24 protein-coding genes are annotated in these 26,739 nt (G+C 72.7%); 9 read left to right on the top strand and 15 right to left on the bottom strand.

Annotated features, from left to right (window positions below; genetic code table 11):
* Positions 1-46: 46 nt before the first annotated feature.
* Positions 47-757 carry a 3-keto-5-aminohexanoate cleavage protein gene (locus QF030_RS10760; RefSeq protein WP_307162425.1) on the bottom strand — a complete coding sequence of 237 codons (711 nt, stop codon included), beginning with the start codon at positions 755-757 and terminating at the stop codon, positions 47-49.
* Positions 758-970: 213 nt separating this feature from the next.
* Positions 971-1,573, bottom strand: a complete 603-nt coding sequence (locus tag QF030_RS10755; RefSeq protein WP_307162424.1) for a hypothetical protein — start codon at positions 1,571-1,573, stop codon at positions 971-973.
* A 210-nt stretch (positions 1,574-1,783) separates the two neighbouring features.
* Here QF030_RS10755 and QF030_RS10750 point away from each other — a divergent pair, with 210 nt between their 5' ends.
* Positions 1,784-4,570, top strand: a complete 2,787-nt coding sequence (locus QF030_RS10750) for a penicillin acylase family protein (RefSeq protein WP_307162423.1) — start codon at positions 1,784-1,786, stop codon at positions 4,568-4,570.
* 23 nt (positions 4,571-4,593) lie between these two features.
* Here QF030_RS10750 and QF030_RS10745 read toward each other — a convergent pair whose 3' ends face one another.
* Complete coding sequence (locus tag QF030_RS10745) at positions 4,594-5,874, bottom strand: serine-threonine protein kinase (protein ID WP_307162422.1); 1,281 nt, start codon at positions 5,872-5,874, stop codon at positions 4,594-4,596.
* A gap of 222 nt (positions 5,875-6,096) precedes the next feature.
* Between QF030_RS10745 and QF030_RS10740 the strand changes: the two genes are divergently transcribed.
* The 3 genes from QF030_RS10740 (at position 6,097) to QF030_RS10730 (ending at position 9,200) form a co-directional block, all read left to right on the top strand.
* Positions 6,097-6,861, top strand: a complete 765-nt coding sequence (locus QF030_RS10740; protein WP_307162421.1) for an SDR family oxidoreductase — start codon at positions 6,097-6,099, stop codon at positions 6,859-6,861.
* Positions 6,858-8,531, top strand: a complete 1,674-nt coding sequence (locus QF030_RS10735; protein ID WP_307162420.1) for a class I adenylate-forming enzyme family protein — start codon at positions 6,858-6,860, stop codon at positions 8,529-8,531. The genes QF030_RS10740 and QF030_RS10735 overlap by 4 nt, the downstream gene beginning before the upstream one ends.
* Before the next feature lie 75 nt (positions 8,532-8,606).
* Positions 8,607-9,200: a TetR/AcrR family transcriptional regulator gene (locus QF030_RS10730; protein WP_307162419.1), complete on the top strand. Its 594-nt coding sequence runs from the start codon at positions 8,607-8,609 to the stop codon at positions 9,198-9,200.
* A 109-nt stretch (positions 9,201-9,309) separates the two neighbouring features.
* On the opposite strand, the gene QF030_RS10725 is transcribed toward QF030_RS10730, so the two are convergent.
* The 3 genes from QF030_RS10725 to QF030_RS10715 form a co-directional block, all read right to left on the bottom strand.
* Positions 9,310-10,524 (bottom strand): acyl-CoA dehydrogenase family protein, encoded by a 1,215-nt coding sequence (locus QF030_RS10725; protein ID WP_307162418.1) that lies wholly within the window; start codon positions 10,522-10,524, stop codon positions 9,310-9,312.
* Positions 10,525-10,529: 5 nt separating this feature from the next.
* Complete coding sequence (locus QF030_RS10720) at positions 10,530-11,561, bottom strand: phosphotransferase family protein (RefSeq protein WP_307162417.1); 1,032 nt, start codon at positions 11,559-11,561, stop codon at positions 10,530-10,532.
* A gap of 196 nt (positions 11,562-11,757) precedes the next feature.
* On the bottom strand, positions 11,758-12,054 hold the full coding sequence (locus tag QF030_RS10715) for a hypothetical protein (protein WP_307162416.1): 297 nt from the start codon (positions 12,052-12,054) through the stop codon (positions 11,758-11,760).
* 112 nt (positions 12,055-12,166) lie between these two features.
* On the opposite strand from QF030_RS10715, the gene QF030_RS10710 reads away from it, so the two are divergent.
* A complete protein-coding gene (locus tag QF030_RS10710; RefSeq protein ID WP_307162415.1) occupies positions 12,167-13,126 on the top strand; it encodes an NADP-dependent oxidoreductase in 960 nt (319 codons plus the stop codon).
* A gap of 25 nt (positions 13,127-13,151) precedes the next feature.
* On the opposite strand, the gene QF030_RS10705 is transcribed toward QF030_RS10710, so the two are convergent.
* The 4 genes from QF030_RS10705 to QF030_RS10690 form a co-directional block, all read right to left on the bottom strand.
* A complete protein-coding gene (locus tag QF030_RS10705) occupies positions 13,152-13,478 on the bottom strand; it encodes a DUF202 domain-containing protein (RefSeq protein WP_307162414.1) in 327 nt (108 codons plus the stop codon).
* Entirely contained in the window at positions 13,475-13,867 is a 393-nt protein-coding gene (locus QF030_RS10700; RefSeq protein WP_020128261.1) for a YidH family protein, read from the bottom strand. The genes QF030_RS10705 and QF030_RS10700 overlap by 4 nt, the downstream gene beginning before the upstream one ends.
* A 63-nt stretch (positions 13,868-13,930) precedes the next feature.
* On the bottom strand, positions 13,931-14,446 hold the full coding sequence (locus tag QF030_RS10695) for an NUDIX hydrolase (RefSeq protein WP_307162413.1): 516 nt from the start codon (positions 14,444-14,446) through the stop codon (positions 13,931-13,933).
* 37 nt (positions 14,447-14,483) lie between these two features.
* Positions 14,484-15,377, bottom strand: a complete 894-nt coding sequence (locus QF030_RS10690; RefSeq protein ID WP_307162412.1) for a DMT family transporter — start codon at positions 15,375-15,377, stop codon at positions 14,484-14,486.
* Positions 15,378-15,808: 431 nt separating this feature from the next.
* Between QF030_RS10690 and QF030_RS10685 the strand changes: the two genes are divergently transcribed.
* The 3 genes from QF030_RS10685 (at position 15,809) to QF030_RS10675 (ending at position 17,454) form a co-directional block, all read left to right on the top strand.
* Positions 15,809-15,973 (top strand): hypothetical protein, encoded by a 165-nt coding sequence (locus tag QF030_RS10685; protein WP_307162411.1) that lies wholly within the window; start codon positions 15,809-15,811, stop codon positions 15,971-15,973.
* A gap of 85 nt (positions 15,974-16,058) precedes the next feature.
* A complete protein-coding gene (locus QF030_RS10680; protein ID WP_373428755.1) occupies positions 16,059-16,847 on the top strand; it encodes a molybdopterin-dependent oxidoreductase in 789 nt (262 codons plus the stop codon).
* On the top strand, positions 16,831-17,454 hold the full coding sequence (locus tag QF030_RS10675; RefSeq protein ID WP_307162410.1) for a cytochrome b/b6 domain-containing protein: 624 nt from the start codon (positions 16,831-16,833) through the stop codon (positions 17,452-17,454). The genes QF030_RS10680 and QF030_RS10675 overlap by 17 nt, the downstream gene beginning before the upstream one ends.
* 370 nt (positions 17,455-17,824) lie before the next feature.
* Here QF030_RS10675 and QF030_RS10665 read toward each other — a convergent pair whose 3' ends face one another.
* Positions 17,825-19,222, bottom strand: coding sequence for a GntP family permease (locus QF030_RS10665; RefSeq protein ID WP_307162409.1), 1,398 nt, complete (start codon positions 19,220-19,222; stop codon positions 17,825-17,827).
* A gap of 45 nt (positions 19,223-19,267) precedes the next feature.
* The gene (locus tag QF030_RS10660) at positions 19,268-19,786 is read right to left on the bottom strand and encodes a gluconokinase (protein ID WP_307162408.1); all 519 of its coding nucleotides are present in this window, start codon (positions 19,784-19,786) and stop codon (positions 19,268-19,270) included.
* 140 nt (positions 19,787-19,926) lie between these two features.
* Between QF030_RS10660 and QF030_RS10655 the strand changes: the two genes are divergently transcribed.
* Positions 19,927-20,628, top strand: a complete 702-nt coding sequence (locus tag QF030_RS10655; RefSeq protein WP_307162407.1) for a FadR/GntR family transcriptional regulator — start codon at positions 19,927-19,929, stop codon at positions 20,626-20,628.
* A 4-nt stretch (positions 20,629-20,632) separates the two neighbouring features.
* Here QF030_RS10655 and QF030_RS10650 read toward each other — a convergent pair whose 3' ends face one another.
* From QF030_RS10650 to QF030_RS10640, 3 genes are all read right to left on the bottom strand, one after another.
* Complete coding sequence (locus QF030_RS10650; protein ID WP_307162406.1) at positions 20,633-21,049, bottom strand: YchJ family protein; 417 nt, start codon at positions 21,047-21,049, stop codon at positions 20,633-20,635.
* A 147-nt stretch (positions 21,050-21,196) separates the two neighbouring features.
* Complete coding sequence (locus tag QF030_RS10645; protein WP_307162405.1) at positions 21,197-22,549, bottom strand: M1 family metallopeptidase; 1,353 nt, start codon at positions 22,547-22,549, stop codon at positions 21,197-21,199.
* Between the two features lie 77 nt (positions 22,550-22,626).
* Entirely contained in the window at positions 22,627-26,493 is a 3,867-nt protein-coding gene (locus QF030_RS10640; RefSeq protein ID WP_307162404.1) for a Pls/PosA family non-ribosomal peptide synthetase, read from the bottom strand.
* Positions 26,494-26,739: the final 246 nt, after the last annotated feature.

Genomic DNA, 26,739 nt, shown 5'->3' with positions numbered 1-26,739 from the left:
CGGAGCGCCCCGACGGGCGGCCGACGCCCTCCCCCGATCAGCACGCCTACGCGTGCCGGGCCAGCGCCTCCGTCACCAACTGCGCGTTGGACACGGCTCGTTGCCCGTCCGGCCGGATCAGTGTGTCCTCCAGGCCCACTCTGGTCCACAGGCCCAGCCGCCTCGCCAGCCGCAGCACCGGCCAGGCGCCGCCGTCCTCCCCGTGCAGCAGGACCGGACGGCCGAAGGCGGTGCCGAGGTCGGCCAGCAGGGCGTGCGCGGTCGACTCGGCCGTGTCCGGAGCGGTGTCCGTCACCTCCGCGAGCACCCGCAGCACCTTCGGGCCGAGGGGTGAGCGGGCGAACCGCGCCGCCCCGTCCGTACCGGACCAGATGCCGGCCTCCACGCCCACGCCCCGCTCGACGAGGGCGGCGGCCAACTCCTCGGCGCCCGGCTCGTGCCAGTTGACGGAGGCGTGGTCGGGCAGCACCGTCCACGCGCGCACCCGGGTGAGCCGGTCCACCGGGTCCGGGTGCGCCCAGGCGCCCGTCGTGACGCCGATCGGGACCGCCACCCGGGCGCGTATCGCGTCGAGGGCCGCCGCGACCATCCGCGGCGACATGGTGTCCCGGCCGCACGGCGTCTTGGGGTGGACATGGACATCCGTGGCCCCCGCCGCCACGGCCTCGGCCGCGGCCTCCGCCATCGCGCGGGGCGTCAGCGGCACGACCGCACTGTCCGCGGCGCCGCGCGCTCCGTTGAGACAGACCTGGATCATTCCTCGATGGTGACACCCGCCACTGACAACGGCGTGGGTGGGCCACGGCGGTCGACGGCCTCGATCGCGCGGACCGGCATGAAGGGGCGCGGCGTGAAGGGGACGCGCCATGGAAGGGGACGCGGCATACCCGGGGGTGCGGCATCCCCGGCGCACCCCCGCCGTGCTCTCAGGCCGGCCGCGGGCCGACCTTGGGCAGAGCTCAGGCCGGTGTCAGGCCGACACCAGCAGTCGTCCGCTCCTGGCGTACGCCAGGGCCTCGGGCGTGAGCACGGGGCGCGGTACGAGAATTCCGCAGTCCGCGCAGACCGGGCCGGCCGACGGTTCGTGATCCAGGTCGTACTTCCAGAGCAGCCGCTCGCCGCCGCACACCGGGCAGCCGGAACCCGGCGCGCGCTCCAGCGCGGCGATCAGCTTGCCCAGCACGTCGGCCAGCGGCTCACGGGGGTGGAGCCGCGGGTCGTCGCACCAGGCGACGCCGAAACCGCCCCAGGTCAGCCGGTGCCAGTCGTCCACGCTGCCCGGCCTGCGCAGCCCGTCGTGCTTCTCCTTCTTGCGGCGCTCGGCGAACTCCACCTCGTAGGCCAGCCATACCGCCCGTGCCTCCTCCAGCTCGTCCAACGCGGCCACGAGCCGCGCCGGATCGGGGGAGCGGTCCTCCGGACCGAACCCGGCCCGGGAGCACAGGTGGTCCCAGGTCGCGCGGTGTCCGTAGGGAGCGAACCGTTCAAGGCACTTGCGCAGTGAGTACCGCCGCAGTGCCAGATCGCACCGGGGGTCTCGTACCTGTCTCGCCAGACTCCGGAAACCGGCCATCGCCTTGCACCTCCGTCACATCTGCATCTGCACTTCGGTCACTTCGGCGTCGTCGTACGGACGTCGTCGAATAGACGTATCGACATGCGATTCGGCTCCCTTCGATCTCCGAGGACCTCCACCTGTCGAAAACTTGACGCATGTTCATCTTCAATCCCGGGGATACCGGCGGTAACCTTCCGCCGACCCCCCCGTCGCTAGGAGCAGCCCATGCCACGGCGAACCCCCCGCTTCACTCTCGACAGACTGAGAACTCCCGGCAGATTCCCCGGGTTCCTGAAGACAGCCTCCGTATGCGCCCTGATTGCCGGTCTTTTGTCGCCGCTTTCCCAAGTGGCGGCAGCCGCCGAGGTGACGGCGGCGAACGACTACTGCGGCGGCCAGTGTTCCGACATCCTGCCGCCGGGCGAGAACGGCAACGCCACGCTGGCGCAGATCCTCCTCAACCAGGCCTTCGGCACCCAGCCCGAGCACGCGGAGGACCAGCTCGGCCCCTACGCCAACCTGGCCAAGGGGCACACCACGCTCACCAACGCCACGATCAACACGTTCTTCAACGACGCGTCGTTCGGTGTCGCCTCCGATCAAGTCGCCTCCACCCTGAGCCCCGCGGGCCGCGGCGACGTGACGATCGTCCGCGACAAGAAGACGGGCGTACCGCACATCACCGGTACCACCAGATACGGCACCGAGTTCGGCGCCGGGTATGCGGCGGCCCAGGACCGGCTGTGGCTCATGGACGTCTTCCGGCACGTCGGCCGTGGCCAGCTGACCGCCTTCGCGGGCGGCGACCCCTCCAACCAGGGGCTTGAACAGCAGTTCTGGCGCAACGCTCCGTACACCGAGGCAGACCTCCAGGCCCAGATCGACAACGCCGTGGCCGACAACGGCACCCGCGGCCAGCAGGCCCTGGCCGACGCCAACGCCTACCTGGCCGGCATCAACGCCTACATCGACGCCTCCGACAGCGGCCGCTACTTCCCCGGTGAATACGTTCTGACCGGCCACAAGGACTCAATCACCAACGCGGGCACCATCGATCACTTCAAGATCACCGACCTGGTGGCGCTGGCCTCGGTCATCGGCGCGCTCTTCGGCTCGGGCGGCGGCGGCGAGGTGAACAACGCGGTGTCGCTGCTCGCCGCGCAGGAGAAGTACGGCGTGGAGCAGGGCACCCAGGTCTGGGAGGCGTTCCGCGAGCGCAACGACCCCGAGGCCGTGCTCACCGTCCACGACGGCCAGAGCTTCCCGTACGCCACCAAGCCCGCGAGCCCGCAGGGCGAGGCACTGCCCGACAAGGGCTCGGCGACCGCTCAACCGCTGATCTACGACGCCACGGGCACCGGGGCCGACGCCTCGGCCACCGCGACCTCCGCCACGGCGACCGCGAGTGCCCTCGGCTCGGCCAGGCGTGGCATGTCCAACGCCCTCGTCGTCAGCGGCCGGGCCACCGCGAGCGGTCACCCGATCGCCGTCTTCGGCCCGCAGACCGGCTACTTCGCCCCGCAGCTGCTCATGCTCCAGGAGATCCAGGGCCCGGGCATCAGCGCCCGCGGCGCCTCCTTCGCGGGTCTGAGCATGTACGTCGAGCTCGGCCGCGGCCAGGACTACGCGTGGAGCGCCACGACCTCCGGCCAGGACATCATCGACACCTACGCGGTCGAACTCTGCCAGGACGACTACCACTACCTGTACCACGGCGCCTGCACGGCCATGGACGTGGTGGAGCAGAAGAACGCCTGGAAGCCCACCACCGCGGACGGGACGGCCGCCGGGTCGTACACGATGCGCGTGTACCGCACCAAGTACGGTCCCGTGGAGTACCGGGCGACCGTGGGCGGCAGGAAGGTCGCCTACACGACCCTGCGCTCGTCGTACATGCACGAGGCCGACTCGATCATCGGCTTCCAGATGCTGAACGACCCGGACTACGTCAAGAGCCCGCAGACCTTCCAGAGCGCGGTGCAGCACATCAACTACACCTTCAACTGGTTCTACGCCGACTCCACGCACACCGCGTACTACAACAGCGGCGACAACCCGGTGCGGGCGAGCGGCGTCGACGCCGAGTTCCCGGTGTGGGCGCAGGCGGCGTACGAGTGGAAGAACTGGGCGCCGGCCACCAACACGGCCGCGTACACGCCGGCCTCGGCGCATCCGAACTCCATCGACCAGGACTACTACATCTCCTGGAACAACAAGCAGGCCAAGGACTACTCGACGGCCTCCTGGGGCGACGGGTCCGTGCACCGCGGCAACCTGCTGGAGGACCGGGTGAAGAAGCTGGTCGCGGCCGGCGGCGTCACGCGCGCGTCCCTGACGAAGGCGATGGCGGACGCGGCGCTCGTCGACCTGCGCGCCGAGGACGTCCTGCCCGACCTGCTGAAGGTGATCAACAGCTCCACGGTCACCGACTCCACGGCCGCGGCCGCGGTGACCAGGCTCCAGACCTGGCTGACGGCGGGCGGGAAGCGGACGGAGACGACGGCCGGTTCGAAGACGTACGCCGACGCCGACGCGATCCGCGTCCTGGACGCCTGGTGGCCGCTGCTGGTGAAGGCCGAGTTCGAACCCGGCCTCGGCACCGGCCTGTACACGGCGTTCACCGCGAACCTGCCGATCGACGAGGCTCCGTCGGCCGCCCACGGCCCGACCGGGGCGCACGCCGGAAGCTCCTTCCAGTACGGCTGGTGGAGCTATGTCGACAAGGACGTCCGGGCGGTGCTCGGTGAGCCGGTGCAGGGCGCGCTGCCCCAGAAGTACTGCGGCAGCGGCACCGTCAGCAGCTGCCGGGACATCCTCATCAGCACCCTGAAGACGGCGGCCGGCACGACCGCGGCCCAGGTCTACCCGGGCGACGCCCTGTGCGCCGCGGGCAACCAGTGGTGCGCCGACTCGATCGTCCAGCGCACCCTGGGCGGCATCAAGCACGGCAACATCAGCTGGCAGAACCGGCCCACCTTCCAGCAGGTGGTGGAGTTCACCTCGCACCGGTAGTTCCCGCGACGGCGGGTCGCCTCCTAACGGATCCGGCCCGCCGCCAGCACCAGCCGCGCCAGCTCGGGGTGCGCGATGTCACTGTGCGCCCCGGCCGGCGCCCCGCCGCGCCGGACCACCGCCGCCGCGTCCACGTTCACGCACCCCGACTCCGGCAGCGGCCCGGACAGCGCGTCGGCGAGCGCACACGCGCGCGTGCCCGGCACGGACTGCACCCCGTCGTGCCCGAGGGCGCCCCACCGGGCGCTCAGCATCTCCCCGACCAGGCCCCGGTCGTCGCCCGCCATGCGCGAGGCCAGCGGGTACATCGTGCTCAGCGCCTGGTCGAACCGCGAGTAACAGCACACGAGGGGGCCGTCGATCCGGTTCTGCTGGCCGTGGAGCACCCCTCGCGGGGCGAACGCGTGGTGCGAGAAGGCGCCTTGGAGCAGCGTCACCGACTTCACCGTGCGCACCCCGTCCGGCAGCCCCCGCAGCGCGAAGGACACCAGCCGCCCGCCGAAGCTGTGCCCGACCAGGTGCACCCGAAGGCCCGGTGCGACCGCCGCCAACCGCCCGACGAGCGGGCCGAGTCCGCGCTCGCCGACCGTCCCGGCGCGCCGCTTCATCGCGTAGTACGTCGCCTGCCGCAGCAGTTCGTGCGCCCCGTCCCAGGGGTTGGGCGGCGTGAACTCCGCGGCGCCCGGTGCGGAGTCGAGGCCGGACAGGGCCCGCGCGAACTCCTCGCAGGTCACCGCCGTCGGGCCGGCGAACATCTCCGGATCGTCCTGCGGCACGCCCTCCGCCAGCGTGTCCGCCCCGAACAGAGCCTGCGGTCCCGGCGGCACCACGTCCACCAGCAGCCGCACCAGCCGGCCGAACTCCTCCAGTTCGGCCTCCTCGGGCGGCCGCTGCTCCAGCAGCCGTGCGATCCGGTCGACCACCGTGGCCCGGCCGGGGAACGTCTCGAGGAGCGCGTGCCGGGTGTCCGCGTCCAGGGCCGGTCGCCGGGTCGCCGCGGCCGCCGCCGAGCGCGGGAGGTCGGGGATCGGCTCGTCCGAGAACCGCATCGACGGCCACACCACGCCCACGTAGCCGATGCGGGCCGCCGGGGCGAGCGCGGGGATCGGGGCGAAGAAGCGGCTGTAGAGCCGGGTGGCGCCGGAGCGGTCGCTGTTCCAGCCGTGCGAGAAGACGATCAGGTCACGGACGCCGCTCCGCCCCACACCGGTCAGCAGCCGGTCCCGCCGTCCGCCGTCCACGTCCCCGTCGGCGTCGAAGGTCAGCTCCCAGTAGGGAGTCACGCTCATCACCGGATCCGCCATGACAGGCCCCCTCGTCCCCCGAGCGGTGCGCCAAGTGCGCGCATCGTCCTGCGAACAGGGGCAATTGGCCATACGTCCCGGCTCATCCGTACAAGAGGCATCCCGTCCCGGTGCGGCGCAACCGGTCCGAGCCGATCCGGGGCACCCCTTCCGCCACAACATACCGACTGGTTAGTCTGGCGGTAGAGCCGATTCGTGCCGCAGTCGCGTCGAAGGAGACCGATGGTGGAAGCCGTGCAGGATGCCGGAGTGGTCGTGACCGGAGCGGGAGGCGGTATCGGGGCCGCGCTGGCCCGCCGCTTCGCCGCCGAGGGAGCCCGGGTGGTCGTCAACGACCTGGACGCGGACCGGGCGCAGGCCGTGGCCGACGAGATCGGCGGCATCGCGGTCCCCGGCGACGCCTCCGAGATCGTCGACCGGGCCCGGGAGGCGCTCGGCGGCACCGTCGACGTGTACTGCGCCAACGCCGGAGTGGCCTCGGGCGGCTCGGAGGCGGCCGGGGAGGCCGTCTGGGCGCTCGCCTGGGACGTCAACGTCATGGCCCACGTCCGTGCGGCCCACGCCCTGCTCCCGGACTGGCTGGAGCGCGGCCGGGGCAGGTTCGTCTCGACCGTGTCCGCCGCCGGGCTGCTCACGATGATCGGCGCGGCCCCGTACAGCGTCACCAAGCACGGCGCGTACGCCTTCGCCGAGTGGCTGTCGCTGACCTACCGGCACCGGGGGATCAAGGTCCACGCGATCTGCCCCCAGGGCGTCCGCACCGACATGCTGAACGCCACCGGCAGCGCGGGCGACCTGGTGCTCAAGCCGACCGCGATCGAGCCGCAGGACGTGGCGGACGCGCTGTTCAAGGGCATCGCGGAGGACCGTTTCCTCATCCTGCCGCACCCCGAGGTCGCCGGGTACTACCAGGTGCGGGCCGGTGACCCGGACCGCTGGCTGACCAACATGAACCACCTCCAGCAGAAGTGGGAGACCGCCGAATGACCGCGCCCGCCTCCCGTTACGCGGCCAAGCCGTGGGTGGCCCTGCTCGACGACGCCCAGCGCGCCCCGATCGACCCGGCCGACTCGCTGGTGCACGCCTTCCGCAGGTCCGTCGCCGAGGCCCCCGACCGCACCTGCCTCGCCTACTTCGACGGGCGGCTCAGCTACCGCGAGGTGGACGAGCTCAGCGATTCCGTGGCCGGTCACCTCGCCGCCCGCGGCGTGGAACCCGGTGACCGGGTCGCCGTGCTGTTGCAGAACTCCCCGCTCTTCGTCCTCGCCCTGCTCGGCGCCTGGAAGACGGGCGCGACGGTCGTCCCCGTCAACCCGATGTACAAGTCGGGCGAGGTCGCCCACGTCCTGCGGGACGGTGAGGTGGCCGCGCTCATCTGCTCCGACCGCGCCTGGGAGTCCTACCTGCGGGAGACGGCCGCCGACTCGCCGGTGCGGACCGTGCTCACCGGCTGCGAGCTGGACTTCCAGACCCGCGGTGACGCGCGCGTGCTGACCTTCGAGAGGCTCCCGCAGGCGTCGGACGCCGACGACCTCACCACCGTCGCCCGCGCCGGCCACAAGGCCCCCGAGGGGCGCGACGCGGCCCCCGCCGACATCGCCCTGATCAGCTACACCTCGGGCACGAGCGGCGCCCCCAAGGGCGCGACCAACACCCACCGCAACATCATGGTCAACGCGGAGCGCCAGCGCACCGGGCTGCGGTTGCCCGAGGCGCCCGTCTACTACGCGCTCGCCCCGCTGTTCCACATCACCGGCATGGTCTGCCAGCTCGGCGCCTGTCTGAACAGCGCGGGGACGCTCGTCCTGACGTACCGCTTCGAGGCGGGCGTGGTGCTGGAGGCGTTCGCCGAGCACAAGCCGCACTACACGGTGGGCCCGTCCACCGCCTTCATGGCGCTGGCCGCGCACCCCGGCGCCACCCGCGACCACTTCGCGTCCTTCGTGAACATCTCCTCCGGCGGCGCGCCGGTGCCGCCCGCCCTGGTGGAGAAGTTCCGCGCGGGCTTCGGACCGTACATCCGCAACGGCTACGGGCTCACCGAGTGCACCGCTCCCTGCGCCTCCGTGCCGCCCCAGCTCGAGGCGCCGGTCGACCCGGCCTCCGGGACCCTCGCCGTCGGCGTGCCCGGGCCCGACACGGTCGTGCGCATCGTCGACGACCGGGGTGCGGAGGTGCCCTTCGGCGAGCAGGGCGAGATCGTCGTGCGGGGCCCGCAGGTGGTCCCCGGGTACTGGCGCCGTCCCGAGGCCACCGCCGAGACCTTCCCCGACGGTGAGCTGCGCACCGGCGACATCGGGTTCATGGACGAACAGGGCTGGCTCTACGTCGTCGACCGCAAGAAGGACATGATCAACGCGTCGGGCTTCAAGGTGTGGCCGCGCGAGGTCGAGGACGTGCTGTACACGCACCCGGCGGTGCGTGAGGCGGCCGTCGTCGGGGTGCCGGACGGCTACCGCGGGGAGACCGTCAAGGCCTATATCAGCCTGCGTCCCGGCGCCGACGCGGATGCCGATACGCTCGCCGCCTACTGCAAGGACAGGCTGGCGGCGTACAAGTATCCGCGCCAGGTGGAGATCCTGCCGGACCTGCCCAAGACGGCGACTGGCAAGATCCTCCGTCGGGAGCTGCGTTCGCGCCCACAGGACAGTCAGTGACAATCAGCAGCAAGTCAGCGGTACGACAGCCGGTACGGCTGGCCGGTACGGCATAGAGGAAGGCAGGTGGCGGCAGTGCCCAGGACGACGGACGGTGACGGGACACCCGTGCCGCAGCGGCTGCTGGCCGCCGCCACCCGGCTCTTCGCCGAGCAGGGCTACGACCGGACCTCGGTGCAGGAGATCGTCGAGGCGGCAGGCGTCACCAAGGGCGCGCTGTACCACTACTTCGGTTCCAAGGACGACCTCCTGCACGAGGTGTACGCGCGCGTGCTGCGCGTCCAGCAGGAGCGTCTGGACGCCTTCGCGAACGCCGACGAGCCGATCGAGAAGCGGCTGCGGGGCGCGGCGGCGGACGTCGTCGTCACGACGATCGACAACCTCGACGACGCGTCGATCTTCTTCCGCTCCATGCACCACCTGAGCCCCGAGAAGAACAAACAGGTGCGGGCCGAGCGCCGGCGCTACCACGAACGCTTCCGCGCCCTCGTCGAAGAGGGCCAGGAGGCCGGTGTCTTCTCCACGGCGACCCCGGCCGACCTGGTCGTGGACTACCACTTCGGCTCCGTCCACCACCTGTCGACCTGGTACCGCCCCGACGGTTCGATGGCGCCGCAGGAGGTCGCCGACCATCTGGCGGACATGCTGCTGCGGGCCCTGCGGCCCTGACGGGCGCGCCCTCTCCGGCGCTGTCCCGCACGGTTTGCGCGACGAAGTGAGGAAGGCCCCGGCGGCGACGCCGGGGCCTTCCTGGCTCATCTCGCGGTCCGGGCCGCCGCTACAGGTACTTCTTCAGCTCCCGTCGCGCCAGCGACCGCTGGTGCACCTCGTCCGGGCCGTCGGCGATCATCAGCGTGCGGGCGCCGGCGTACAGCTCGGCCAAGGGGAAGTCCTGGCTGACGCCGCCCGCGCCGTGCAGCTGGATCGCGCGGTCGATGATGTCGACGACCGCGCGCGGCGTCGCGATCTTGATCGCCTGGATCTCCGTGTGGGCGCCCCGGTTGCCGACCGTGTCCATCATCCACGCGGTCTTGAGGACCAGCAGCCGCAGCTGCTCGACCGTCACCCGCGCGTCCGCGATCCAGTTGTGGACCACGCCCTGCTGGGCCAGCGCCTTGCCGAAGGCGTCGCGGGAGACCGCCCGGCGGCACATCAGCTCGATCGCCCGCTCCGCCATGCCGATCAGCCGCATGCAGTGGTGGATGCGGCCGGGGCCGAGCCGGGCCTGGGCGATGGCGAAGCCGCCGCCCTCCTCGCCGATCAGGTTCGTCACCGGTACCCGCGCCCGGTCGAAGACCACCTCGGCGTGGCCGCCGTGGGAGTGGTCCTCGTAGCCGAACACCTTCATGGCGCGCCTGACGGTCACGCCGGGGGTGTCGCGCGGCACCAGCACCATGGACTGCTGACGGCGGATGTCGGCGCCCTCCGGGTCCGTCTTGCCCATCACGATGAAGATCTGGCAGTCCGGGTTCATCGCCCCGGAGATGTACCACTTGCGACCGGTGACGACGTAGTCGGCGCCGTCCCGTTCGATGAGCGTGGTGATGTTGGTGGCGTCGGAGGAGGCCACCTCCGGCTCGGTCATCGCGAACGCCGAGCGGATCTCCCCGGCCAGCAGCGGCTCCAGCCACTGCTTCTGCTGCCGCTCGTCGCCGAACTGGGCGAGCACCTCCATGTTGCCGGTGTCCGGAGCGGCGCAGTTCAGGGCCGTCGGCGCCAGCTGCGGGGAGCGGCCGGTGATCTCGGCCAGCGGCGCGTACTGGAGGTTCGTCAGACCGGCGCCGTGCTCGGCGTCCGGCAGGAACAGGTTCCACAGGCCCTGGCTGCGGGCCTGCTCCTTCAGCTCCTCGACCACGGCCGGGGTGTCCCACGGCGAGGCGAGCAGCGCGCGCTGCTCCTCGGCGACGGGTTCGGCCGGGTACACGTACTCGTCCATGAAGGCGAGCAGCCTGGCGCGGAGCTCCTCGGTGCGTGCGTCGAACGCGAAGTCCATGCGGGTCAGCCTTCCTGGAGAGTGGTCAGTCCGTGCTCGATGAAGACGGGGACGAGCTCCCCGATGCGGTCGAAGCCGCGCCCGACGGTCTGGCCCAGGGTGTACCGGTAGTGGATGCCCTCCAGGATCACGGCGAGCTTGAACCAGGCGAACGCCGTGTACCAGGAGACCGCGGAGACGTCCCGCCCCGAGCGGGTCGCGTAGCGCTCGATCAGCTCGGCAGGCGACGGGTGCCCGGGAGCCGAGGCGGTCGTGGAGATGGGCGAGTTCGGCAGCCGCAGCGGCACGCTGTACATCACCAGCAGCCCCAGGTCGGTCAGCGGATCGCCGAGCGTCGACATCTCCCAGTCGAGGATCGCCCGGATCGTGTCGTCGGGCCCGATCAGGACGTTGTCGAGCCGGTAGTCGCCGTGCACGACCGCCGGGGCGGGGGAGTGCGGCAGTCCGCGGCCGAGCGCCGCGTGCAGCTCGTCGATCCCGGGCAGGTCACGGCTGCGGGAGGCGTCCAGCTGCTTGCCCCAGCGGCGCAGCTGCCGGTCGAGGAAGCCCTCCGGCCGGCCGAAGTCGGCAAGGCCCACCGCCGCGGGGTCCACCGCGTGCAGCTCCACCAGCGTGTCCGCCAGCGAGAGGACCGCGTCCCGGGTGCGCCGCTCGCCGAGCGGGGCGAGCTCGTCGGCGGTGCGGTAGGGGGTGCCCTCGACGAACTCCATGACGTAGAAGGGCGCTCCGGGCGCCGCCCCGTTCTCGGGGTCCTCGCACAGCAGCACCGGGCGCGGCACCGGCACGCTCGTCGGGTGCAGGGCGCTGATCACCCGGTGCTCGCGCCGCATGTCGTGCGCGGTGGCCAGGACGTGCCCGAGGGGAGGGCGCCGCACGACCCACTTCGCGGTGCCGTCGGAGACCGCGTAGGTGAGGTTGGACCGTCCGCCCTCGATCAGCCGGCCGGTGAGCGGACCGTCGACCAGGCCGGGGCGCTCGCGCTCCAGCAGGGCGCGCAGCCGGTCGAGATCGAGTCCGGGCGGGTGGTCGGGGCTCATGCGCAGCTCCTGCGGACGGGACGGGGAATCAGCATGCGCACCATGATGCCGACCGGTCGGTATGCCGTCCAGTGGTCGCGCCCAACGTGATCGGAGCCACGATAGGACGACGGCTCCCCCGGCCGATGCCCGGGGAGCCGTCGTCAGCGCGGTTCCCGGCCGTCCCGGCCGTCTCCGCCGTCGTCCTCCGGACGCGTCAGTGGTCGTCCCAGTGGCCGTCGTGCTCGGCGTGCCGGTGCCCGTCGTGCAGATAGTCCATGTGGTCGCCGTGCGGCACGCGCGCGTGCCCGCAGTCCTCGCCGTGCCGGTGCTCGTGCCCGTCGTGGGCCACATGCCCGCCCGGCTCGCACTCGTCCCAGTGGCCGCCGTGCTCGCGGTGCAGATGCCCGTCGTGGACGTAGTCGACGTGGTCGCCGTGCCGCACCTCGGTGTGCCCGCAGTCCGGGCCGTGCGTGTGGGTGTGGGCGGAGTGCTCGAGATGGAGGGTGGTCATGCTGCTCACCTTCGAAGCCGCGGGGGATGACGTCGGACAGGCTGTCACGCGAACCTCGCATATGGGGTCATTCGGCTTGCGTGGCGTCCGGGTACCCCGGAGGGTCGGACCCATGAAGGCCATCAGCTACTCACGCTACGGCGGCCCCGAGACGCTCGCGTACGGGGACGTCCGCGAGCCCAGGATCGGCCCCGACTCGGTGCTGGTGAAGGTCCGGGCGGCGGCCGTGAACCCCGTCGACTGGAAGGCCCGCGAGGGATACCTGGACCCGATGTTCGAAGCCGTCTTCCCGGTGATCCCCGGCTGGGACGTGTCCGGCGTCGTCGTGCAGCTCGGGGTGTCCGTCGTGGAGTACGCGGTCGGCGACGAGGTCATCGGCTACGTCCGCGAGGACTTCCTCTCCCGCGGCACCTTCGCCGAGTACGTCGCCGCTCCCGTCCGCACCCTCGCCCGCAAGCCCCGCAACCTCACCTGGGAGGAGGCCGCGGGCCTGCCGCTGACCGGGCTCACCGCCTACCAGGTGCTGACCCGGGCCCTCCGGGTGAAACGGGGCGAGACCGTTCTCGTGCACGCGGCCGCGGGCGGCGTCGGCTCCATCGCCGTGCAGCTCGCCCGCCATCTCGGCGCCCGCGTGATCGGCACGGCGAGCGAGGCCAACCACGACTTCGTCCGCTCGCTGGGCGGCGAGCCGGTGACCTACGGCGAGGGGTTGTCCGAACGGGTGCGCGGGCTGGCCCCCGAGGGCGTGGACGCGGCCTTCGACACGATCGGCGGCGACACGCTGAAGGTCTCCGCCAATCTGCTGGCCCCGGAGGGACGCCTGGCCTCCATCGCCGACGGGGACGTCGTCGGATACGGCGGCCGGTACTTCTGGGTCCGGCCCGACGCCGAGGACCTCACCCGGCTGTCGGAACTGGCCGAACAGGGCGTGGTGTCCGTGCACGTGTCCGAGACGTTCCCCTTGGAGCGCGCCGCGGACGCCCATCGGCTGAACGAACAGGGCCGCACCCGGGGCAAGATCGTGGTGACGGTCGACTGGGCGGACGAGGCCGCAGGGAGCGCGGAAGGGTGAGACCGGCCGGGATCCGGCGAGGCCCCTAGACCACCACCAGCGCCGCGGCGCACACCGCCGTCGCGACCGCGCACAGGACCGCGGCCGTGGCGTGCCGTGGCGTGAGGGCCGCCGGGCTCGCCGTGACGGAGAGGGCGTGGATCCGGTGGTGCGCGAGCAGCAGGAACGCCAGCCACAATCCGCAGCACAGCGCTCCCGCGACGAGCCCGACCACCGACACCCCGCCGTGCAGCGCCGCCTTCGCGGCGAGCACGGCGGCCACGGTGCTGGCCAGCGTCGTACGGCGCCAGGCGAGCCGGGTCCGCTCGGGCTGGAGACCGGGGTCACGCGCCGACCGGGCGGCTTCGTTCACCCCTCCCACCCCACCAGCACCACGACGGCCATCGCCAGCGCCACCACCGCGACCAGCACACCCAGCAGCGCCGGGAAGCGGGAGGCGGGCAGATCCTCGCCCCGGCGCATCGCCCGCTCGCAGCGCATCCAGTGGTTGACCGCGCGCAGGGAGCACAGCACGCCCGCGGCGAGCAGTGCGAGCGCCAGCCCGACCCGCCAGCCCCAGCGCAGATCCGGCAGGAACTGGTCCACCGCGAAGCCCCCGCCGATCAGCGCGAGCGCGGTGCGCAGCCAGGCCAGGAAGGTGCGCTCGTTCGCCAGCGAGAACCGGTAGTCGGGTGTGCGGCCCTCCTCCCGTACCTGCTCGGGAGCGAACCACAACCGGACGTTCCGTACGAACTCGATCACCCGAAGGACCCTACCCGCCGACCACCGGCCGCCTGATCCCGGTGCGCAGGGGGACCGCCCCGGTCAGCCGGTCGCCCGGTGCGCCTTCAGCCGTTCGTACGCCGCCAGGCCGTCCGGCACCCATTCCCAGACGGAGAGCCGCCGTTCGACCTCCTCCTCGGCCAGGAAGCCGTGCCAGGCCACCTCCTCCACCTGGGGCCGCACCGGCAGGTCGCAGCGGACCTCGTAGACGGCCGACCACCAGCTCCCGGCGGCCCCCGCGTCGTACAGGAACTTGAAGCGGAACTCCGGGCGGGGCAGGCCGCTCACCCCCAGTTCCTCCTCGGCCTCGCGCAGCGCGGCGTCGTCGTAGGCCTCGCCCGCGCCGACCACCCCGCCGACGAACATGTCGTACAGCGAGGGGAAGACCAGCTTGGTCGCGGTCCTGCGGTGGACGAAGACCCGGCCCTCGGCGTCCCGGGCCCGGACGAAGACACAGCGGTGCCGCAGCCCCTCGGCGTACACCTGCCCGCGCGGGAACCGGCCGACCACCCGGTCGTTCTCGTCGACGACGTCCAGGATCTCGTCAGCAGCGCTCATGGGTCCATCCAAGCAGGCCCCGCCGCGAGGCCGGCGGCTACTGGGGCTGGAGGTCGGGGACCCGTTCGCGCGGCGCGGTGCCGCGCGGCATCGCCGGGTGCAGTCCGAGGAGCACGATGCCCGCGACGATCGCCGCGAGCCCCGCCGCCTCCCAGGCCAGCGCGCCGGTGTCGGTGCGCAGCCGGTCGCCGAGGAAGCCGACCCCGCAGATGATCCCCGCGAGGGGCTGGGCCGCGGTCAGCGCGGGCAGCGACATCCGCAGCGGCGCCGTCTCGAACGCGCTCTGGACCAGGACGAGGCCGGTCACGCCGAGGGCGAGCACCGCGTACGGCTGCCACCCGGTCAGCAGCTCGCCGAGCCCGCCCGCGGCGAACCGCTGCCCGCTGACCCTGGTCAGCGCGTCCTGGACGCCGTACAGCAGGCCGGCCGCGAGGGACAGCAGCACCGGGCCGGAACTGAGCCGGGAACGTTTGGCGTACGTGGTGAGCAGCAGGGCGAGGCCGACCATCACCCCGATGATCAGCCAGTGCCGCAGCGGGTTCGTGACCGCGCTGCCGCCGCGCGGCTCGCCCGCCACGATGAAGGTGGTCACCCCGCCCGCGAGCAGGATCAGCCCCGCCCAGCCCTGGCGGCCCAGCGACTGCTTCGTCTGGTGCCGGGAGAGTGCGAGGGCGAACAGCAGATTCGTCGCGAGCAGCGGTTCCACCAGGGAGATCTCGCCCTGTCCGAGCGCGATCGCGCCCAGCGCCATGCCCGCCACCATGAGACCGATGCCGCCCAGCCAGCGCGGCACCCTCATCAGGTCGAGCAGCAACCGCGGGGAGAGGAAGTCGCCGAGCGGCGCCCGCTGGGCCGCGTTCTGCTGGAGTACGAAGCCGAAGCCCAGGCAGCAGGCGGCACTCACGGCGAGAACCAGAACCAGAACCGACACGCTGCCTACCTCGATCATCCGGTCGGACCACGGACGGGATGCGTAGTGACCGACTGTAGCGTCCCAGCGCCCTAGGCGCCTCGAGTACCCGGAGCGAGGCGGTCGACTCGACCGCGGCGCCCGGGAGCAGGGCCGGGGGTGCGGGACGGCCCTACGGCCATGGTGTGGGCTCCGGCCGGGCCGCGCCATGGCGTACGCCACACCGGACGCCGGCGCACCCGGCGGCAGGCGGTCCCACCAGCGGCGCTCGCCACCGGATTTCTCATCGGCGGGGAGCGGTCGCCGCCCACCGCCCCCGGCCCTTGGCGGTGAGCACTGCCCAGGGATTGACTGTGAGCGATCGGCCAATCGCGGACCGCTGCACCGGAGCCGCCGCCGAGGAGAAGAGGAAGACCCCGCGGTGCCCTCTTGGCCCCGCCCCTCTCCCGGCCGTGACCACGAGAGCGCCGCCCCGGACGCCGACCCGGCCCTGGACGACACCGGCCCCCGGCCTCGCCCGCGCCGCGACGGCCCAGGACCGCGACGCGCACCGGCCCTTCCACGCGGCCCGGCCCGCCGCGCCCGGCCGCCCGGTCCGGGAGCCCGGTAAGACCTGAGAGCCCGGTGAGAAGTGATGACGGAAGTCTGACGGCCGCCCGGAATCCCTGGCCCCGACGCGCCCCCGGGTGCTCGAATGGAAAGGTGAACCCCGAACCACCCGGGCCGCCCGGGCCCTCCGAACCGGCCGAGGCGCCCGAGGCAGCGTATCCGGCCGCCTCGCCCGCGGAACGCGGCACACCCGTCGGCCGCCGGATCTTCCTCGGCACGCTCGCCCTCGGCGCCCTGGGAGTCGTCGCGGCGCCCCCGCTCCAGCGCGGCATGGAGGCCTTCCTCGGCGGCGCCGCCGACAAGGACCCCACCGGCCTCACCGGCCTGCTCCCCAACGGCGGCGGTTTCCGCTACTACTCGGTGACGTCCTCGGTCCCGCACAGGAACGCCACCGACTACCGCCTCACCGTGGACGGCCTGGTCGACCGGCCCGCCGCCTACACGCTGGCCGACCTCAGGGCCCTGCCCCAGACCCGGATGGTCAAGGACGTCCAGTGCGTCACCGGCTGGCGGGTGCCGGGCACACCCTTCGAGGGCGTCCGGCTGTCCGCCCTGCTCGACGCGGCCGGAGTGCACGCCGAGGCCGGCGCGATCCGCTTCACCTGCTTCGACGGCGCCTACACCGAGAGCCTCACCCTCGCCCAGGCCCGCCGTGCCGACGTCCTGGTCGCCCTGCGCATGCAGGACAAGGACCTCGGCCACGACCACGGCGGCCCCGTCCGCCTCTATGTGGCGCCCATGTACTTCTACAAGTCCGCCAAGTGGCTCTCCGGCATCACCGTCACCGAGAAGGTGAAGCCCGGCTACTGGGAGGAGCGTGGCTACGACGTCGACGCCTGGGTCGGCCGCTCGAACGGACGGGACGATGAGCCTACGAGCTGAGGCGCCGCCGGCGACCACCGAGATCCCCCGCTTCACCCGCGCCGAACGGTGGGTGCACCGCACGACGGCCCTGCTCATGGGCGTGTGCGTGGTGACGGCGGGCGCTCTGTACATCCCCGAGTTCGCGCAGCTCGTCGGCCGCCAGGAGCTGGTGGTGCGCGTCCACGAATGGGCCGGCCTGGCCCTGCCGGTCCCGGTCCTGGCGGGCCTCGCCTCCCGCGCGTTCCGCGCCGACCTGCGCCGTCTCAACCGCTTCGGGCCGCACGACCGCCGCTGGCTGGGTGCCGCCCTGCGCCGGGACAAGCGCCGGCAGTCGCGTCCCGCGGCCAAGTTCAACGCCGGACAGAAGGTCTACGCGGCCTGGATCGCCGGGGCGACCCTGGTGATGCTCGGCACCGGCCTGCTCATGTGGTTCACCCACCTGACCCCGATCATGTGGCGCACCAGCGTGACCTTCGTCCACGACTGGCTCGCCCTCACCGTCGGCGTCGTCCTGGCCGGTCACATCGGCATGGCCCTGGGCGATCCGGAGGCCCGCCGCGGGATGCGCACGGGTGCCGTGAGCCGGGAGTGGGCCCAGCGGGAACACCGACTGTGGCGCCCCTAGGCGGACCCTCGGACCCTCGTCCCGACCCGACTCCCGGCGTCCAGCGCCACCTTGCGGGAACGGTCCGGTCCGCGGCGAGCGCGAACGCCCACTCCGCGTCCCGTACCGGGACCACCGCGCTGATCAGCGCGTCGAGGGCGGGCCCGGCCGCGAGCAGGCGCGGCGCCGCCCCGCACCCGGTGTCGAGGCGGAACGCCCCGCGCAGCTCGATTTCCCGGCCGGCCACCGGGTTCCCGGCGAACGGGCTCCGCCCCGGCGGCGGCATGCCCACCTGCCCGGCGACCGCGCCGCACGGGCCGCAGGCAGCTGTCGTCGAACAGGGGATGACTCACGCCGGTACTCCGTACTCCGTCCCGCTCCCGCCGTACCGCTAGATGACCAGCGAGAGGAGCAGGACCAGGCCGCCGGCGACCACGGAGATGATGGTCTCCATGACCGACCAGGTCTTGATGTTCTGGCCGACACTGAGCCCGAAGTACTCCTTCACCAGCCAGAATCCCGCGTCGTTGACATGGCTGAAGAAGAGCGAGCCGGCGCCGATGGCCAGGACGAGCAGGGCGGTGTGGGTGGTCGACATGTCGGCCGCGAGCGGCGCGACCAGGCCGGCCGCCGAGATCGTCGCCACGGTCGCCGAGCCGGTCGCCAGGCGGATGGTCACCGCGATCAGCCAGGCCAGCAGCAGTGCCGGGATCGACCAGTCCTCGGAGATGTCCAGGACCATCTGGCCCACGCCGCAGTCGATCAGCGTCTGCTTGAAGCCGCCGCCCGCGCCGACGATCAGCAGGATGCCCGCGATGGGGGCGAGCCCCTTCTCGACCAGCCCCGAGATCCGGTCCTTGGCGAACCCGGCGGGCCTCAGCAGCGTGAAGATGCCGACGAGCACGGCGGTGAGCAGGGCGATCAGGGGCGAGCCGACGACGTCGAAGACGCGCTGCACGGTGTGCTCGGGGTCGTCCACCACGATGTCGACCAGCGCCTTGGACAGCATCAGCACGACGGGCAGCAGGATGGTGGCCAGCGTGGCGCCGAAGCCGGGCCGCTGCTTCAGGTCCTCGGAGGGCCGCTGGGGAATCATGCGGTCGGGGGCCGGGACGTCGACCCAGCGGGCCGCCACCCGCGAGAACAGCGGACCCGCGACGACGACCGTCGGGACGGCGACGAGCACGCCCAGCGCCAGGGTGACGCCCAGGTTGGCGCCGACCGCGTCGATCGCGACCAGCGGGCCGGGGTGCGGAGGCACGAGACCGTGCATCACCGACAGGCCGGCCAGCGCCGGGATGCCGATCCGCATGAGCGAGTAGTTGCCCCGCTTGGCGACCATCAGCACGACCGGGATCAGCAGCACCACGCCGACCTCGAAGAACAGCGGCAGGCCGATGACGGAGGCGATCAGCACCATCGCCCACGGCATCGAGCGGCCGCCCGCCCTGGCCAGGATCGTGTCCACGATCTGGTCGGCGCCGCCGGAGTCCGCGAGCATCTTGCCGAGGATCGCGCCCAGCGCTATCAGCACGCCCACCCCGGCGACGGTGGCGCCGAGGCCGGTGGTGAACGAGGCGATGGCCTTGTCGAGCGGCGCCCCGGCGAACGCGCCCAGCGCGAGCGAGCCGATCGTCAGCGCCAGGAAGGCGTGGAGCTTGAACCGGGTGATGAGCAGCACGATCACGGCGATGCCCGCCAGCACGGCGATGCCCAGCTGTGCGTGGCCGGCCGAGGTGATCGGCTCGACGGTGTCCGCTGCCAGTGTCTCGACACTGAGTCTGGTCACGGGTGATTCCCTTGCAGGTATGGGGACGGGGAGGGGACTGCGGTACTACTCGGCAGGCTGAGCGAGCGCGTCGAGCGCGGTCACGGCCCGCCCGGTGATGGCCTCCGGGCTGCCGGAGACGTCCACGACGACGCCCGCCTCGTCCGCCTGGAGGGGCTGGAGCGTGGCGAACTGGGAGTCGAGCAGCGCGGTCGGCATGAAGTGGCCCTGCCGGTGGGCCATGCGGTCCTCGATCAGCGCGCGGTCGCCCGCGAGATGCACGAAGACGACCCCCGGGGCCGTCGCCCGCAGCCGGTCGCGGTACGACCGCTTCAGCGCCGAGCAGCTGACGACCCCGCCGAGACCGGCTCGCGCGTCCGCCCAGCCGCCGATGGCGTCGAGCCACGGCCACCGGTCGTCGTCGCCGAGCGGGGTGCCGGCCGACATCTTGTCGATGTTGGCCTGCGGGTGGAAGTCGTCACCCTCGGCGTACGGAACGCCCAGCCGGGCGGCGAGCAGGGGACCGATGGTGGTCTTGCCCGTGCCGGCGACGCCCATCACCACGACGACGTGGGGGGTACGCATCTCTGCCTCGCTGTCTGCCTCGACGTCTGACGCCAACGGACGCCGACGACACTGAAACCGATTAGGTACGACTAATTCAAGAGTCTGTGACAAATAAGTCTGACTTTTTGGCTCCGTGATCTACCCCGTACTCTGAGTGCATGACCACTCCGGGCCGGGGTCTGCACGGCCGAGTACTGGACGCCCTAGGGCCCGCGATCACCGCGGGTGAGTACCCGCCGGGCAGCGTTCTGCGCACCGACGAACTCGCCCAGCGTTTCGACGTCTCACGCTCCGTGATGCGTGAGGCGGTCCGGGTCCTGGAGTCCATGCTCCTGGTCGAGTCCCGCCGCCGGGTGGGCGTGACGGTCCGCCCCAAGACCGAGTGGAACGTCTACGACCCGCAGGTCATCCGCTGGCGGCTGGCCGGCGCCGACCGCCCCCACCAGCTGCGCTCGCTCACCGTCCTGCGCTCGGCGATCGAGCCGGTCGCGGCCGGCCTGGCGGCGAGACACGCCACGGCCGGGCAGTGCGCCGAACTCACGGAGTGCGCTCTCGGCATGGTGGCGAACTCACGCGGCCACCGGCTGGAGGGATACCTCCTCCACGACGTCGCCTTCCACCGGGTGATCCTCGCCGCCTCGGGCAACGAGATGTTCGCCCGCCTCGGCGACGTCGTCGCGGAGGTCCTGGCCGGCCGCACCCATCACGAGGTCATGTTCGAGGACCCCGACCCGGCCGCCGTCACCCTCCACGTCCAGGTCGCGGAAGCGGTCCGCGAGGGCGACGCGGCCCGCGCGGAGGAGCTGACCCGGGAGATCACGGTCGGCGCCCTCCAGGAACTGGACATCCTGGCGCCCTGACCGGCTACTCGGGGAACTCCCCGTCCACGTACACCCACGCCCCGGCCACCCGCTCGAACCGGCTGCGCTCGTGCAGCGCGCCACCCCGGTAGGACGCCCGGAACTCCACGGTCCCGGTCGTGTGGAAGGCGCTCCCGTCCGCCGTCCCGAGGATCTCCAGGCCCGTCCACCGCATGCCCGGATCGAGCTCGAGCCGCTCCGGCCGCGTCCGCGGATGCCACGTCCGCAGCAGATACCCCACGTCCCCCACCACGAAGGCGCTGTACCGCGACCGCATGAGCGCCTCGCAACCGGGAGCGGCCTCGGCGCCCGCATGGTAACGACCGCAGCAGGCTTCGTAGGCCGCGGACAGCCCGCAGGGGCAGCCGGCGGGGACGGCGGCGGAGGCGTGCTGTCGCGGGCGGGCGGTACGTCGGGCCATGGCCCCATTGTGCCCGGCCCACCGATCGCGCCCCGTGAGGGGCGGCAGAGACGCGGAGAAACAGCGCGATCGACCCAGCGCGATCGACCCCCGCCGGCCCGCAGGCCGATCGCCGGGCCGGCTCGTCCCCGCGATCACAGCGAAGGGTTACGCCGACTCCGCGCCCCGCCCCACCGACGGAACCGGCAACGGCGGCAGCGCCGTGCCGTGCACCCATGCCTCGAACAGCTCCTCCAGGGGCTCCGGCGAGAACCGGGCCGCGTGCGCGATGAGCGTCGACGTCGTCACCGACCCGCCCCGGTGCAGACCGAGCCAGGAGCGCAGCATCCGGAAGAACGCGTCGTCGCCGAGCGCGCAGCGCAGCGCGTGCACGGTGAGCCCGCCGCGCTCGTAGAGCCGGTCGTCGAACATCGACTTGCGGCCGGGGTCGCCCAGACGCAGGTCCTGCGGCAGCGAGGACAGCGACCGGTGCGCGACCGAGGCGAGCTGCTGCGCGCTGCGCCCGCCCGACCGCTCCGACCACAGCCACTCCGCGTACTTCGCGAAGCCCTCGTTCAGCCAGATGTGCCGCCAGTCGGCGATGGACACGCTGTTGCCGAACCACTGGTGCGCCAGCTCGTGCGCCACCAGCCGCTCCGAACCCCGCGCGCCGTCCAGGTGGTTGGCGCCGAACAGCGACAAACCCTGGGCCTCGACGGGGACATCGAGGTCCTCCTCGGTCACCACGACCGCGTACTCGTCGAACGGGTAGGGGCCGAAGAGCTGTTGGAAGAGATGCATCATCCCGGGCTGTCGCGCGAAGTCCCGCGAGAACTCCGCCAGCAGCTCCGCCGGGATGTGCCCGTGCTGGGGGACGCCCCCGAGCCCCGGGTCGCCCAGCAGAACGGTCTGGTACTTGCCGATCGCCAGGCCGATCAGATAGCTGGAGGTGGGCGCCGACTGCTCGTACACCCACGTGGTCGTCGAGGCCTTCGTGGTCCGCGTCAGCAGTCTGCCGCCCGCCACCACCGAGTACGCCGACGGCGTCGTGACCGCTATCAGGTACGACGCCTTGTCCGCGGGCCGGTCGTTGCACGGGTACCAGGAGGGCGCCCCGACGGGCTGGCTCGCCACCAGCGCCCCGTCGTCCAGCTCCTCCCAGCCGAGCCCGCCCCAGGGGCTGTTCACCGGCTTGGGGTTGCCCGACCAGTGCACCTCGACGGTGAAGGCGGCCCCGGCGCGCAGCGGCTTGGCCGGCCGCACGCGCAGCCGGCCGCCGCGGTGGGTGTAGTGCGTCGGACGGCCGTCCACCCGGACCCGGCCGATCTTGAAGTCGGCCAGGTTCAACTGGAACTCCGGCAGCGCCGAGCGTCCCGCGATGGCGTTGATCCGCGCCGCGCCCGACAGCCGGTTGGGGCCGGGCCGGTAGTCCAGCGTGAGCTCGTAACGGTGCACCCGGTAACGGGAATCACCGTTCGCCGGGAAATACGGATCCGGCCCGACCGACTGCTGAACTGCCACTTCCCCGTCCGCTCCCTGACCTGTGCTCGAACCACCCGCCGCCGGCACCTCGCTCACCGGCTCCGAGTAGCCCCTTCTCAGGGACGCCATGCCTCGATCGGGTTGCCGAGCCAGCGGGTGTCGTCCGGGACGGACTCCGCGGCCATGAGGAGCGACGCGGGGCCCAGCGTCGTCCGGGCCCCGATCGTGCTGCCGGGCAGCACGACCCCGCCAGGGCCCAGCGTGGCGCCCTCACGGAGGACCACAGTATCCGTCCGCAAGATCCGGTCGTGGAAGAGGTGAGTCTGCAGGACGCACCCGCGATTGACCGTGGCCCCGTCCTCGATCGTCACCAGGTCCGACTCCGGCAGCCAGTAGCTCTCCACCCACGTGCCCTTGCCGATCCGTGCGCCGAGACCGCGCAGCCACGCCGTCATCACCGGCGTGCCCGGCACGGCGCCCGCCAGCCAGGGCACCGCCACGACCTCCACGAACGTGTCCGCCAGCTCGTTGCGCCACACGAAGCCGCTCCACAGGGGGTGCTCACCGCCGCGATGCCGTCCGACGAGCAGCCACTTGGCGAGGACGGAGACCACGGCTGCGGCGCCGCCCGCCCCGAGCAGGACGAACCCGGACAGCAGCGGGGCCCAGCCGCCCAGCGCGCACAGCACCGCCACGGTCAGCACCGCCAGCCCCGCCGAGCAGAACACCGGCACGATCCGGCACAGCTCCACCAGGCCACGCGCCCACAGCAGCCGCGCGGGCGGCTCGTACGTCCGGCTCCGGTCGCCGTCGGTCGTGTTCCGCGGCAGCCTCACCGGCGGCAGCCCCAGGTACGAGCTGCCCTTCTTCGCCTTCTTCGGCGTCGCCGACAGCACGCCCACCAGGCCGCCGTCCGGCACGCTCCGCCCCGGCGCCGTCATTCCCGAGTTGCCGAGGAACGCCCGCCGCCCGATCTCCGCCCGCCCGATCCGCATCCAGCCGCCGCCGAGCTCGTACGGCGCGGTCAGCGTGTCGTCGGCCAGGAACGCGCCCTCGCCGACGGTGGTCAGGCTGGGCAGCGCGAGGACGGTCGACACCTCGGCGCCCTTGCCGATCCGCATCCCGAGCAACCGCAGCCACACCGGCGTGACGAGCCCCGCGTACAGCGGGAAGAGGGTCTCGCGGGAATGGTCCATGAGCTGCGTGACGGTCCAGGCCTGCCAGCCGATCCTGCTGTGCGTGGGATGCGTGCCCTCGCGCAGACCGATGCTAAGCAGCCGTACGGCGACCAGCAGCAGCACGGCGTACGCCAGACCGAAGGCGAGCGTGGCCGGGACCAGGGCGAGAGCGGCGCCCCGGAGGGCCTCACCGAGCCCGCCGCCCGGGGTCACGAAGCGGCTCGCCACCAGCAGGGCCGCCCCCGCGGCCAGCACCGGCAGCGCCGTCAGCGCGAAACCGGACAGGCCGTACAGCACACGCCAGTACGCGCGCCGCGCCGGCCGCTCCTTGGGCCAGTTCCGCTTCGCCTTGCCGAGCTTGACCGCGGGCGCGCCCGCCCACCGCTGACCGGTGGGGATCTGCCCGGTGACCGCCGAACCCGGCGCCACCTCGGCCCGCTTGCCGACCCGGGCGCCGGGGAAGAGCATGCTGCGCGTACCGACGACGGCGTGCGCGCCCACCTTCACCGTCCCGATCTCCAGCCGGTCGCCGTCCAGCCACCAGCCGGACAGATCCACCTCGGACTCGACGGCCGCGCCCCGGCCCAGCTTCAGCATGCCGGTCACCGGCGGAAGCGAGTGCAGGTCCACGTCCGGCCCGACCCTGGCCCCGAGGGCCCGCGCGTAACGCTCCAGCCAGGACCCGGTCAGTGAGGTCGCCCCGCTGAACTCGGCCAGCCGCTCCGCCGTCCACAGCCGCAGATGGACGCCGCCACCGCGCGCGTACCGTCCCGGGCGCACACCGCGCAGCAGCAGCCGCGCCCCGCCCGCGGCGATCGCGAGCCGTCCGGGCGGACTGAACAGCACCAGGGCGGCGGACCCGACCAGCCACCACGGGGCGGTCGGCAGCCAGGAGTGCGCGGGCAGCAGGTTGCCGGCGGCGGCCAGCGGCACCGCCCAGCGCAGCCCCAGCAGCGTGAACAGCGGTACGAGCAGCAGCGTCTGGATCACCTTGGCGCGCGTGGGCACCAGGACGACGACACGGGTCGCCCCGTCGTCCTGCGCCGATTTCTCCAGATGCCGGGCCAGCTTGCGCAGGGTGGGCTGCTGGTAGATGTCGAGGACGGCCGCGCTGGGGTACCGGGTGCGCAGCCGGGTCGTCAGCCGGGCGGCGGCGAGGCTGCCGCCGCCGATCGCGAAGAAGTCGTCACGGGCACTGCCGACGGGGATGCCGAGGACCTCGGTCCACTGCTCCGCCAGCCAGGCCTCGGTGCCGTAGAGCCGCTCGGCCGGGCCGGCCGTCGCCATGCCCTCCAGGGGCCAGGGCAGGGCGTCGCGGTCGACCTTGCCCGAGGTGCGGGTCGGCAGGTCGTCCACCGGCGCGAGCAGCGGTACCAGGGCGGCGGGCAGCTCGGCGCGCAGCCGCTGCACGGCCGCTGCCTGGTCCCAGCCGTCCTGCGTCACGACGTACCCGACCAGCAGCTGGTTGCCGCCGCGGGCGGTCCGCACGGCGGCGGCGGCCCCCGCGACCCCCGGCAGGGCCTGGAGCGCCGCGTCCACCTCGCCCAGCTCGATCCGCCGTCCGCCGAGCTTGATCTGTTCGTCGGCCCGCCCGAGGAAGACGAGCCCCTCGGCGTCGGCGCGCACCAGGTCGCCGCTGCGGTACGCGCGCTCCCAGCCCAGCGACTTCAGCGGCGCGTACTTCTCCGCGTCCTTCTCGGCGTCGAGGTACCGCGCGAGCCCGACCCCGCCGATGACCAGCTGCCCGCTGCCGCCCAGCGGCACGGGTTCACCGGCCTCGTCCACGACGGCCAGCTCCCAGCCCCCGAGCGGCAGCCCGATCCGGATCGGCTCCTCGCCGGACATCAGGGAGGCACAGGCGACGACGGTGGCCTCGGTCGGCCCGTAGGTGTTCCAGACCTCCCGCCCCTCCGTCACCAGCCGCTGCACCAGCTCGGGCGGACAGGCCTCACCGCCGAAGATCAGCAGCCGCACGTCGTCGAGGGTCCCGGGCTCCCACAGCGCGGCCAGCGTCGGCACCGTGGACACGACCGTGATCTCCTGCTCGACCAGCCAGGGCCCCAGGTCGGCACCGCTGCGGACCCGGGAACGGGGCACGGGCACCAGACAGGCCCCGTAGCGCCAGGCCAGCCACATCTCCTCGCAGGAGGCGTCGAAGGCCACCGAGAGCCCGGCCATGACCCGGTCGCCGGGTCCGATCGGCTCCTCGGCGAGGAACAGGGCGGCCTCGGCGTCCACGAAGGCGGCGGCGCTGCGGTGACCGACGGCGACGCCCTTGGGCCTACCGGTGGAGCCTGACGTGAAGATGATCCAGGCGTCGTGCTCGGTACCGGGCCGGGCGGCGGCCGACGCGGGCGTGCCGTGGACGGTGATCTCGTGCCCGGCGCCGACGACGGCCCGCACGTCCGCCTCCCCGAAGACCAGCTCGGCCCGCTCGTCGGGGTCCTCGGCGTCCACCGGGACATAGGCCGCGCCGGCCGCGAGGACGGCGAGGATCGTCACGTAGAGGTCGTTGCTGCCCGACGGCACCCGGACGCCCACCCGGTCACCGAGTCCGACCCCGGCGGCGGAGAGCCGGCGCCGGAGGTTCTCCACCTCGACGGCGAGGGCGCGGTAGGTGAGGGCGGTGCTGCCGTCGTCCAGGGCGAGTTCGTCCGGGAACGACCGCACGGAGGCGTCGAAGATGTCGACGAGGGTGCGGGGGGAGGCGGCGGGGCCGCCGGAGAAACGGGCGGTGTCGTGGAGTGATGCGCGGATTTCTCCGTCGAGCAGGCCGAGAGCACTGCTCTCGTGGATGGCTGCCATCGGTCCTCGCGTCTCGATCCCGGAGGCCTCCGGGGCGCCGGCGGGCCCGCAGGTCTGCCTGGGGTTGTCCGGTCCAGCCCGTAACAAGCCGGAAATTTTAGTACGACGCTAGGTTCGCCGTAGTGCCCCGGCCACTCGGGAAGCCCGTCCGGGGCGCCGAGGAAGATCAACGGCGGCGCTCTGACCTGGAAGCTTCGCGCAGCGGCGAGACTTGCCCCACATCGGTGCGAAGGGTGCTCCTGCCGA

Source organism: Streptomyces rishiriensis, assembly GCF_030815485.1.
Classification (GTDB): domain Bacteria; phylum Actinomycetota; class Actinomycetes; order Streptomycetales; family Streptomycetaceae; genus Streptomyces; species Streptomyces rishiriensis_A.
The sequence above is the reverse complement of the archived record's forward strand: the minus strand, read 5'-3'. Positions and strand labels throughout refer to the sequence as shown.